We start from the raw sequence: 11798 nt of genomic DNA, 5'->3' as shown, positions 1-11798 counted from the left end.
CCTAGATTGCTCAAGTTCAGATAACGGCTGATACCGCCAATAATTACTAGATTACTCGTTCACTATTGAAGTTCAAAGGTGGTAAAATCATTTCTCGTGTTAGGAAGCTCACACCCTTGGCTTCCCTCTCTGTAAACCGTAAAAATGATTTCGTGTCCTTATCATTACTTTTTCGTTCATGTCTATTTGTTAATTTATTATAGTTATCAAATTTTTAAAAAGCAAGCCTATTTTTACTAACTATTTTCAAAATAATTTTTTATTATATTTCACAATAGCATTATGCAACTGCCACTCAATTTACCTATTTTGTCATTTCTCCAGTTTATAAATCAACGGTTCATATATAAAGTGAAACTTTAATCAGTGGGGATTTTGTTCATCCCCACTGATTATTAGCCTTCACCATTCGGGCTTTTACCGGCAGTTGATCCCCACCTAACTTCTTTGCTTTCGCTGAATTTTGAGGTAGGGGTGTTACTGCCCGTTAATGCGGGATAAATTCCCATTCTAAAACCCGTACATACTCACCTTACAAAATTATATCAATAAAATTTTTAATACAATCTTTTTGTATAACTTTCTTCTAAAGAACGTGCAACATCTTCTTCTGAAGCATTCACTTTCGCATGCTCTAACAACATTTTTGCTGCTGAAGGTAACTCTTTTTTATGTAACCAAGATTCTGGATCCCACATCTTAGAACGAATAAACGCTTTTGCACAATGAATGTAACACTCTTCTATTTCAACAACAATTCCAAGCAACGGATTACGTCCATTCGCCTGCATTTCTTTCAAAATTTCTTCGTCGTTTGTAATATACGCTCGGCCATTTATTCTGAGTGTCTCCCCAAGACCTGGAATAAAAAAGATTAGTCCTACACGTGGATTTGAAATAATATTCAAAATGGAGTCCATACGGCGATTTCCTGGCCTTTCTGGAATGATAATTTTATTATTATTGAGTACGTATACAAATCCAGGTGCGTCTCCTCTCGGCGAGGCGTCACACTCCCCCAACTTATTTGCAGTAGATAATACTAGAAAAGGAGATTTAGAAAGGAAATCTACACAATGGTGGTCTAATGATGAAATAACTTTTTTCAATGCTCGCTCACTTGGTTTCCCCAATATTTTCCGTAACTCTTCCTCTGTTGAAATAATCGATTTTATTTCCATACGCTCTATCTCCACTTATAATCGCCCCTTTTTCTTTATTTTCCCAAAATTCAATACGAATATTGTATAATAAAATTTGCAGAAAGGGGAATTAAAATGACAGAGTGGTTAACAATATTTGATTCTGAAAGAAATACACTTGGGAAGAAATTACGCGATGAAGTGCATCGTGACGGTGATTGGCACGAAACATTTCATTGTTGGTTTGTAGAAAAAGATGCTAAAGATATATTCTTATATTTCCAATTACGCTCTAAAAATAAAAAAGAAGCTCCAAACATTTGGGATATTACTTCAGCCGGACATATTATGCATGATGAAGATGTACAAAGTGGTGGTCTTCGTGAAATTGAAGAGGAATTAGGGCTTTCTTTCCAAACGACTGATTTAGCATACAAGGGCATTTTTAAAATAGATTATGAAATTTCAAATCTTACGGATCGCGAGTTTTGTCATATGTATTTCCACAATGTCATCAATCCACTTCCATTCGCACCAGGTGAAGAAGTAGACGATGTGATGAAAGTACATGCAACTTCTTTTCTACAACTATTAAATGGAGAAATTTCATCTTTTACAGCTATTTCTGTTTTAAACAATAAACCAATTACAATAACATTTGAAGATATTTACCCGTATGATCTTGCATACTATGAATTTGTTATAGAGAAAGGAAAAGAATTATTAAAAAATAATAGTTTATAAATAAAATAGGACTCTTAGCATAATATTGCGTAGAGTCCTTTTTTTATTATTGTTCAAGTATCTTTAATTTATTCTCTACTTGTATAAATAAACGAATAATTAATAACAGCATAACCACCATAATCGCTATTATTGTATGTGGAAATCTAAACAGTATACTAATAACACTTCCAATTAACATCATGATGAATCCATTTTGCTTCATCACTTCTGCACTATACCTGTTACCCGCACCCCATAATTCCTTATTTTTCATAGATCGTTTCGTACGATAACCATATGCTGCATTAATATCGGTCGGTGGATTTTTTTGAAGAATAATTGCCGCAAGTATAAAAATAATACTAATCAATATGCTTATTCCTATGTTTACTAGTGCATAAATCAATTATATCCCCCCTAACTTACACTTTCATTATACGACACAAACCTTATTTTTCCAATTTATAACACATTTACTTTCTTTCTTTTGATGTCTGGAACATACTTGGAAGTGTTACAAAACGTGCCCCTTTCGTTTTTAACTGCGGAATGATTTTGTCTAGTGCATCTACAGATCCTTGTAAATGCCCACCTGGTGTTGAATGTTGGAGGATGACACTTCCAGGAAATGAATTCCCTAACACATTATTTGTAATCGTATCAGCACTCACACCTTTCCAATCAACCGTATCAACACTCCACTGTACAATCATAAAATTTTGCTCTGTGGCCCATTTTAATTGATTTTCAAGTATTTCACCGTATGGCGGACGTATAAACTTCGGTGCATAACCAGCTAAACGATTTAATATTTCTTCCGTTTTTATAATTTGATTACGGTACTCATCCTCATTTACTTTCGCTAAGTTCGGATGACTATACGTATGATTACCAATTACATGCCCTTCATTCGCAATACGCTTTACTACGTTCGGAAATTTTTCTGCGTTTTCACCAAGTAAGAAAAAAGTAGCTTTTACATTATGTTGTTTTAACTTATCTAATATTTTTGGCGTAAATTCTAAATCTGGTCCATCATCAAATGTAAGAGCTACTTCCGCTTTATTGTACGGTCCGGAAAATGCGTACGCATATTTTTCGACCCATGAAAATGGTGTCCACGATCCACGCTCATATGCTTTCATTTGTACTTCATAGTTTTGAGGGGTATATACGTATGGCAATGAACTTATATAGTCTCCATAATAAAATGAGTTATATGGCATATAAGCATACGAAACATCTCGTTCTAGTCCCCATTGATATGGAGCAAACATTTGTGGCGAATAAAAATAATACATAATAAAAACCTCCCTAATTTTTCATATGTGATTCCTCTGCACTTTGTTAGAGAAATTGTTATTCATAAACAAAAAATAAGACTGTCCTTCATTAGGACAGTCTTGCTGCTTTATATTATTAATAAATCGATGTACCATCTTTCGGCAAAGCTTTCACATGTTTTAAATAGTTCGTCACTTTATCATCATCATCTTGCGGATATTGATATTCATACGTGTTAGCAATTTCGTTCGCCACTTCCCTAAATAAATCACCCATGACAAAGAATGAATCCCATATGTTTTCATATTCTGCATTAGAAAATGTTCTTTTAAATTGCTCCCACATATCTTCTTCAATATATTGCTCAAAATGCTTTCCAAACTTCCCTGTATTAACTGTAAAGTCTGTTTTCATACCAATATACCATTCTAGCATTACGATGAACATATCTCGCACTGGTCCCTCAAGCATTCCTTTTGCATAAGAAAGCTCCTCTCTCCATAACCCTTTTGCGATATTCGTACTACACCACCAAAATTCATTACAGCAATCTAAAAACTCTTTTTCTGTAGGCTTTTTTACTAAGTAATCTTTATCGCTTGCTGGTGGGAATTCTTCCAGAGAATTATCTTTATCAAGAAGCAGTTTACTTAAACTATCTTGTCCAACGAACTTTTGTATTAACTCAACTGGAACTAGCGTTAAATCAATCCTATTCCCATCCATGAACTGCATTAAATATGGAAACTTCCCGTCTTCATCTGGTGGAACTAACGACATTTCTTCTGGCATTTGTACAATCATTATTTCTCCAAATCTATGAATCCAATTATGATTAGACGTAAAAGATTGTATATCATTTACAACATACATAATATCATAGTCTTGAAAACAATCTCTTTTCACATTTGGATTTACACGCGATCCATTCATGATAACTGCTCGAATTCTTTCATCCTCTTTTGCTATATTTATAATTACGTCTAGCATTTCTTTTTCAGTTCTCATCTATTTATAGCCTCCAATTTTTTAATATACAATATAATGCTATGTATACTGGAGGTCCACGAGCTAATCTCGTTATACACGATACATGTTATAATTTTTGAAACTTCTTTTTCATCCCTTTTCCCTCCTTACATCACTCTTTTACAACTACCATTCCTTTCAATTTACCAATGCTTTCTACCATTCACTTTTAATTATACAGAAAATTCTGTCTCTAATACAAAAAATAAAGAAGGGACACCTACCCCTTACAGAATAGATATCCCTTCTTTTAAAGTTAAATTTAATTCCTATGGATTAGTAGACCAAAGTCCAGCAGATTTAATAAATGTACGTTTATTTAATTTCAGCTGCGCTACGATAAATTCTGCAATATCTTCCGCTTGCATTACTTTATCAGGGTTTCCATCAGTTAATCCTAAATCTACAGCCATATCAGTTGCTACTGTACTTGGAGTTAAAGCTGTTACACGAATGTTATGTTTGCGAACTTCCATCGCTAACGATTCTGTTAAGCCAAGGACACCAAATTTAGAAGCACTATATGCACTTGTTACAGGTGCACCTTTTTGTCCTGCTGTAGATGAAATGTTAATGATATCACCAGATTGTTGTTCAATCATGCTCGGTAAAGCTGCACGAGTTGCATAGTATACACCCATTAAGTTTACTTGAATGATTTTTTCCCAATCAGCAACGTCTAGTTCTAAAAACTTACCGAATTTAGAAATACCAGCGTTATTAATTAAAATATCAATAGATCCTAAACCATTTTTTAACGTTTCAATCGCAGTTGTTACTTCTTCGTATGAAGAAACATCTGCAGTTGCAATAACAGCTTTTACGCCTTCTGCTTCTACTTCTTTCGCTACAGCTTTTAAGTTTTCTTCTGAGCGAGCTAAAAGTCCTACATTTACGCCTTCTTTCGCTAATGCAATCGCTACAGCGCGACCAATCCCTCTACCTGCTCCTGTAATTAAAGCATTTTTGCCTTGTAATAATTCTGCCAAGTATAACACTCCTTAATCATTTCAGTTATGTATTATATTAAAATTGTATCTATGTTTATGTAAAAAGGCAATGATGCACTTTCATGTGCGTAGGTTACTTATAGGTAACTATAGAAAATTACTATGCATTCATTGCACGTATTTATCATTATTCATGCAAAATAAAGACACCCTCCTCATAAAAGAGTGTCTGCGTATGAAATAAAAAATGGTTCTTTATCACTACACTATTTTTCTTCATAATTAGGAATACGCACAATAAATTCAGTACCTTTTCCTTCCTCACTCTCCACTTTTATCTCTCCTTGATGAAGGTCGAGTACTTTCTTTACAATAGCTAAACCTAAGCCACTTCCTCCATAGGCACGATTTCGTGAAGAATCCGCTTTATAAAAACGCTCAAAAATATGTTGTTTCTGTTCTTCTGATATACCAATTCCTGAATCACGGATAAGCACTTCCACTACTGTCTCATGTTCCTTTAACTGAATAGTAATTGTACCACCGCTTGGAGTAAATTTAATACTATTATGAATTAAATTAATCCACACTTGACTCATACTTTCTTGGTCAGCAATAACATGTACTTTTTCTAAATCTAGTTCTAACTCAATTTCTTTTTCAGCCCAGAGTGGTTCACTATTTAACACAATTTGCTTTAATTGTTGATCTAATCGATAGCTCACTCTTTCTGGTGTATACTCATCTGATTCTAAAAGAGTTAGCTTCAATAAGTTTTGACTTAGTTTAGATAATCTCGTTGTTTCAGTTTCAATAATGGTAAGATAATGCTTTCTTTTTTCCTCAGAAAGATTATCGTCTTGTAGTGCTCTAGCAAATCCTTTTATAGAAGTTAATGGTGACTGTATTTCATGAGAAACATTCGATACAAACTCTTGTCTCATTTTCTCCATCGTATTCAGTTCATCTGTCATATCATTTATACTTTTTACGAGCACGCCAATTTCACCATCATACTTTTCTTCATTTCTTATTTTTACGGAGAAGTCTCCTTTTGCAATTTTTTGTATCGGTTCAATAATAGTCCAAATCATCGCCTCTCGTTTTGGTCTCATTAATATTCCAATCAATGTCCAAATAAAAATAATAAATACAAAACCGACCATATCACTAATTAGAAAGGTAACAAACGGCGATACGTTTACGTCAAAAACATTCAATATACTAGTTGCTACATAAAATGCGATAGACCAAATGATAGTAAGAAAAGAAAAGAGCGCTAATACCGCTCCAAATACTTTCAGCATCTTCAACTTACTCAATCGTTTTCTTTTTCTCATTTACTTACCTCTAAGCGATACCCTAATCCTCTTATTGTTTTAATACTAAATTTCGACTGCTCTTCTTGAAACTTCTCACGTAACCGATTAATATGAACGTCTAGTGTACGTTCATTCCCTTCAAAATCATATCCCCATATTTCTTCAATTAATTGCTCTCTCGAACAAGTTCTTCCCGATTTAGACCCTAAAGTAAAGAGCAGCTCAAATTCTTTTAACGGTAACGTAACCGTTTGTTCTCCAGATGTAACTTCGAATGTTTTACGATTTAATAATACATTTCCAACTTGAATCGATTGGGAAACTGTAATTTGGTAACGTTTCAATAATGCCTTTACCCTCACTACTAGTTCTATAGGGTCAAATGGTTTTACAAGATAATCATCTGTCCCAAGGTGAAATCCTTTTACTTTTTGTGATGTTTCCCCTTTGGCCGTTAGCATCAGAACCGGGATATCATAGTATTTTCTTAATTCAAAACATACATCAAACCCATCCATATTTGGCATCATGATATCAAGAATAACCATATCAACTTTTACGTCATCCATTTTCTGAAGTGCATCTACTCCATCAATTGCCTCATATGTTTGAAAACCTTCTCGTTCTAAAAATACAGAAACGAGTTCTCTAATGTGTGGATCGTCGTCTACTATTAAAATTTTAGGTATCAAAGGAACCATTTCCTTTCTACTTAGCATCTAATATATTTTTTAAAAATGAATCATCAGTGGAGTAAAATCTCACTGATGATTCATTTTATAATGCACCCTCTTTAATTTTCAATTGCTGCGTTGCAAACTCACGATACATGTCATGTGTACGTAATAATTCATCATGTGTACCGCTTCCTGTAAGATTGCCTTTTTCAATAAAGATAATTTTATCTGCATCTACAACAGTAGAAAGTCTATGCGCAATAACTAACGTTGTTCTGCCTTTCATTAAGTTATTTAACGCTTTTTGAACGACAGATTCAGATTTACTATCTAAGCTTGAAGTCGCCTCATCTAACATAAGAATTTGCGGATTTCGAAGTAACGCTCGGGCAATGGCAATCCGCTGTCTTTGTCCCCCTGAAAGCTTCACACCACGTTCTCCAACTTCTGTTGCATAACCGTTTGGTAAGTCATAAATAAATGCATCAACATATGCCATTGCTGCTACTTTTTCAATTTCTTCATCCGTTACTTCGCCCTCAACGCCATAACAAATATTATCACGAATCGTTCCATCAATTAACGGACTATCTTGTGATACGTAACCGATTTGACGTCGCCATGACTCTAATGAATAACTCGTAACTGATTCTTTTCCTAATTTAATGGCACCACTGGTTGGCTCATAAAAACGTTCCAATAATGAGAATAACGTTGTTTTCCCACTACCACTTGGTCCTACAATCGCTGTCACTTTTCCAGATTCAATTGTGAAATCAATATTTTTTAAAACTTGCTCTTCTTCGTTATACTCAAAATGTACATTTTCAAGAACGATCGGTTGCTTAGCATTTGTCACTTTCACACCAGTTTCATGATCTTCTACTTCATATTCTAAAATCGTACTAATTCTTTCCGTCGCACCAATTGCCTTTTGGAATTGTGTAAAGAACATAGATAATTGACTCATCGGCATTACAATTTGAACTAAATACAAAATAAACGCTACAAGTTCACCAGTTGTTAATGCACCGCTAGAAACTCGCATCCCGCCATATCCTACGATAATAACAAGTAGTGCCATTAAAACAAACGACATAACTGGCGAAATTAATGCTTGCACTTTTCCTTCTTTCAAACCAAATTGTAATAACTTTTGTATACCTGTGTTACCCGTTTCATATTCTCTTTTTTCTGTATTTGAAGATTTCACTAAACGAATTTCTGATAACACTTGCGTTAACACACTTGTAAAAGATGCCGTTTCATCTTGAAGCGCTTTTGAAATCTTATACATTTTTCGTCCAAGTGGAACTAAAATTAACACAGACAACGGAATAACCGTTAAAAGTAACGCAGTCATTTTCCAATCTAAAACAAATAATACAATTAACGATCCAACAATTGAAATACCACCTGTTAATAAGTTTGACAAATGCTCAGAAATTAACGTTTTCACTACACCTGTATCATTCGTCATACGGCTAATTGTATCACCTGTTCTATTTTGATCGTAATAAGATACCGGCAAGATAAGTACCTTTTTCCACAAACGTTCTCTTAGTCCCGCTACAATCTTCTGTCCAATATAATTTAGTAAATATATAGACAACCCTGCCGCAATAGTTTGCATTACAAAGAAAGCAACTAATCCAACAATTTGTCCTGCACTAATTGAAGAAAGCGAAAAATTATCTACTAATCCTTTTGTAAGCATAGGAATAAATAAACTCGCTCCCGTAGAAAGCAAACTCATTAATAACGCAAAAACTAAAATTCCTTTCGGAGGATTTGTATCTTGAATAAGGCGTAAAAACTGCCTCCAACTCCCTTTTTTCTTCATTTCATTTCTAACTTCCATTCCTGTTCATCTCCTCGTGTTAAACCAAACTGTTCTTTCTAAAATTAGAATACGATACAAATGTAAACTGAATGTAAACACACTTTTTCTATTTTTACAAAATATACATAAAAACTCATCTTTACAACAGATATAAACATCTGATATTATTACCTGGTACTTAATATTATTCTATGTAAATTATAGATAAATAATTTAAAACACGATATAAATCTCCAGTTAGTGAAAGGAGTATCCTTTTTGCAAACAAATATACATTCTGAAAAGGAAACAATTATTTTTATTCATGGATTAGTTGGCAATCGTCGCGCCTTCAAAAAGGAGCAAAAACGTTTTTCTGCCTCCTACAACATTATAACTTATGACTTATTAGGTCACGGTGATGATAAAGGAGAAGCAATCGACTTTTCATTACAGCGCCTCGTAGATCAATTATTAAACTTATATGAACAAGAAGATATTAAAAAAGCACATATTTGTGCGCTAAGTTACGGCTGTTACATCTCTACAATTTTTGCACAAATGCATCCAGAAAAAGTATTAAGTATTTGTCATATTGGAGGACATTACAATAACCCTTCTCGTTTATATAATGTATTTCAAAATTTTTGGGAGAAGCGAGGAGATGAATACTCTAAATGGCTCTCTCAATACGCAAATACTATTTTTCCAAGTGGTATACTAAAAGCAAATCCGTTCGCAGTCATTTCAAGAAATATTTACTACCGTTTCGGATTACAATTACATTCATCCATAATTGCCCAGTCATTACGACATAGGTTAGAATTCGATTTAAAATCTAAATTAAAATCACTTCCTCACCCTATACTATGGGTAATGGGAGAGCATGATCATCTCTATAAATCTTGTCTATTTGATTTAAAATCTATTTTACCTAACGTTCTATATAAGGAAATACCGTTAGCGGGACATGCAGCTAACTTATTTCGTCCTAACTATTTCCATGACTTATATGATCGATTTTTAAATGGAAAGTTAAAATAAAAACTATTAAACTTCCAATTTATTCAACTATAAAAAGGCTTCCCAAATTTCCTTGGAAAGCCTTTTCTCTATACGAAAAGTATATAAAACTACTTTTTCTTAGTATGCTTTTGTGTAACCTAATAGGTGCTTGCTCCAGTAAGAATTACTTACAGAACTAATACGTACACCAGTTGCATCTGTTTCTGCACTAATGAACTGACCGTTTCCTAAGTAAACACCCATGTGAGAAGGACCTGATTTATAAGTATTTTGGAAGTATACTAAATCACCTGGTTGTGGATTGCTAGTTTTTGTTTTAGAGCTCCAGTATCCAGCAACTGTTTGACGAGCGCCTTTATGACCAGTTTGATTTAATACGTAGTGAATGAATCCACTGCAATCAAAACCAGCAGGTGTTGTACCAGCAGTTCTGTATGGTGAACCATTTAAAGATCTAGCGAATCCAGCGATTGAAGATGTATCTCCACCTGTTGTTGGTTTTTGTACGTCTTTACCTGGTTGTTGAACGTTATTTGTAACATTATTGTTATTTGTAACGTTGTTTACTCCGCCTTTTACAAACTTAACGAAGTCTGCACTTACGTAACCTGTGCGGCCGTTATGGTTAATTTTGTACCAACCATTTTCAGCGCCAGTAACGTTTAATACTTTACCATTTGTTACTCCACCGATTACAGCGTTGTATATAGCTGGGCCTGTACGTACTTTTAAAGCACCAGTGTTAACAACATAAGAACCACCAGTTTGAACCGTTGTATTATTGTTGTTTGTAGTTGGTTGTTGTGTTTCGTTAGATACAGCAGAACCACCTTTTGTTACGAAGTCTTTGCTTACGTATCCAGTTCCACCATTGAAGTTGATTTTAAACCAATCTTGTACTTCACCTACAACTTGTACTGTTTTACCTTTATTTACAGAACCTAATACTGTATGAGATATACTTGGGCCTGTACGTACGTTAAGTGAAGAAACGTTTACTGTGTAAGTACCTGTTCCTTGTTGAACAGTCGTTCCTGTTTTGCCACCAGTCGTTACGAAGTCACCACTTACATAACCTGTTTGACCATTTACGTTTACTTTGAACCAACCATTTTCTTGTCCAACTACTTGTAGCACTTGGCCTGATTTTACTTTAGAAATAACGTTATGTCCTGTACCAGCACCTGAACGAACATTTAATACATCAGCAGTTACTGTGTATTTTAATTCAGAAGTTGTTTCTACAGTTTTTGTTTCAGTTACAGTCGTTTGAGTTTGAGTTTGAGTTTGTCCATTAATTTCTTTTAGCGCTTCATTTGAAACTTGTGCATGAGCAGAATCCATTCCTGGAACTGCAACGCCAGCTACAGAAGCTGCTGCTAAACCTGCAATTACTTTTTTCATAAGTTGTCTTTACTTCCTTTCCCTACTATCCTCTTAAAAAAAAATTAAAACTTAATACTTTACAATATTATCAAAGTAAAATATTCATCCAGTTCCATTTTTTAGCAAGAGTTTTATTTTTCACACGTAGTTCATTTTAAATGAACAAAGTGAAATCCGTGTGAACTTCATGTGAACTTTATCATTAAACATAGTGTTTTTGCAATGGTTTTTTCAAATTTCTTATATATCGCATAAAAATTCGACATTCTATTTAATATTTCAATATAAAATATCCCTTTTCTATCTATTACAAAAAATTCTATTAACCTAATACAAACTCAAGTATGTATTTCCTTATAAAGCTCCTTACATAAAGTATACTTTCATCATGACAAAAATCACTCTATTTATCAATAGTATAATATTTTTAGAAA

11 protein-coding genes are annotated in these 11798 nt (G+C 33.9%); 2 read left to right on the top strand and 9 right to left on the bottom strand.

Annotation, left to right across the window (positions count from 1 at the left end; translation table 11 throughout):
- Nucleotides 1–557: 557 nt before the first annotated feature.
- On the bottom strand, nucleotides 558–1196 hold the full coding sequence (locus BAQ53_RS09215) for a pyridoxamine 5'-phosphate oxidase family protein (RefSeq protein WP_089148986.1): 639 nt from the start codon (nucleotides 1194–1196) through the stop codon (nucleotides 558–560).
- An 81-nt stretch (nucleotides 1197–1277) separates the two neighbouring features.
- On the opposite strand from BAQ53_RS09215, the gene BAQ53_RS09210 reads away from it, so the two are divergent.
- A complete protein-coding gene (locus tag BAQ53_RS09210; protein WP_000141385.1) occupies nucleotides 1278–1886 on the top strand; it encodes an NUDIX hydrolase in 609 nt (202 codons plus the stop codon).
- 46 nt (nucleotides 1887–1932) lie between these two features.
- On the opposite strand, the gene BAQ53_RS09205 is transcribed toward BAQ53_RS09210, so the two are convergent.
- From BAQ53_RS09205 to BAQ53_RS09175, 7 genes are all read right to left on the bottom strand, one after another.
- Nucleotides 1933–2274, bottom strand: coding sequence for an SdpI family protein (locus BAQ53_RS09205; protein WP_208906785.1), 342 nt, complete (start codon nucleotides 2272–2274; stop codon nucleotides 1933–1935).
- 67 nt (nucleotides 2275–2341) lie between these two features.
- Nucleotides 2342–3169, bottom strand: a complete 828-nt coding sequence (locus BAQ53_RS09200; protein WP_000291224.1) for a peptidoglycan-N-acetylglucosamine deacetylase — start codon at nucleotides 3167–3169, stop codon at nucleotides 2342–2344.
- A 118-nt stretch (nucleotides 3170–3287) separates the two neighbouring features.
- Nucleotides 3288–4160 carry an aminoglycoside 6-adenylyltransferase gene (locus tag BAQ53_RS09195; RefSeq protein ID WP_208906783.1) on the bottom strand — a complete coding sequence of 291 codons (873 nt, stop codon included), beginning with the start codon at nucleotides 4158–4160 and terminating at the stop codon, nucleotides 3288–3290.
- Between the two features lie 290 nt (nucleotides 4161–4450).
- Nucleotides 4451–5170, bottom strand: a complete 720-nt coding sequence (locus BAQ53_RS09190) for a 3-ketoacyl-ACP reductase (protein WP_000818985.1) — start codon at nucleotides 5168–5170, stop codon at nucleotides 4451–4453.
- 227 nt (nucleotides 5171–5397) lie between these two features.
- Nucleotides 5398–6471: an envelope stress sensor histidine kinase HitS gene (gene hitS / locus BAQ53_RS09185; RefSeq protein WP_001231607.1), complete on the bottom strand. Its 1074-nt coding sequence runs from the start codon at nucleotides 6469–6471 to the stop codon at nucleotides 5398–5400.
- Nucleotides 6468–7145, bottom strand: coding sequence for an envelope stress response regulator transcription factor HitR (hitR, locus tag BAQ53_RS09180; protein ID WP_000612414.1), 678 nt, complete (start codon nucleotides 7143–7145; stop codon nucleotides 6468–6470). Before hitR ends, hitS begins: the two co-directional genes overlap by 4 nt.
- A gap of 85 nt (nucleotides 7146–7230) precedes the next feature.
- Complete coding sequence (locus BAQ53_RS09175; protein WP_046945381.1) at nucleotides 7231–8991, bottom strand: ABC transporter ATP-binding protein; 1761 nt, start codon at nucleotides 8989–8991, stop codon at nucleotides 7231–7233.
- 240 nt (nucleotides 8992–9231) lie between these two features.
- On the opposite strand from BAQ53_RS09175, the gene BAQ53_RS09170 reads away from it, so the two are divergent.
- Nucleotides 9232–9996: an alpha/beta fold hydrolase gene (locus BAQ53_RS09170; protein WP_001194303.1), complete on the top strand. Its 765-nt coding sequence runs from the start codon at nucleotides 9232–9234 to the stop codon at nucleotides 9994–9996.
- 99 nt (nucleotides 9997–10095) lie between these two features.
- On the opposite strand, the gene entFM is transcribed toward BAQ53_RS09170, so the two are convergent.
- Complete coding sequence (entFM, locus tag BAQ53_RS09165) at nucleotides 10096–11382, bottom strand: enterotoxin EntFM (RefSeq protein ID WP_208906782.1); 1287 nt, start codon at nucleotides 11380–11382, stop codon at nucleotides 10096–10098.
- Between the last annotated feature and the right edge of the window lie 416 nt (nucleotides 11383–11798).

This window comes from Bacillus sp. B25(2016b) (assembly GCF_001679765.1).
GTDB classification, from domain to species: domain Bacteria; phylum Bacillota; class Bacilli; order Bacillales; family Bacillaceae_G; genus Bacillus_A; species Bacillus_A thuringiensis_K.
Note: the sequence above shows the minus strand (reverse complement) of the source record. Positions and strands in the feature narration are given on the sequence as shown.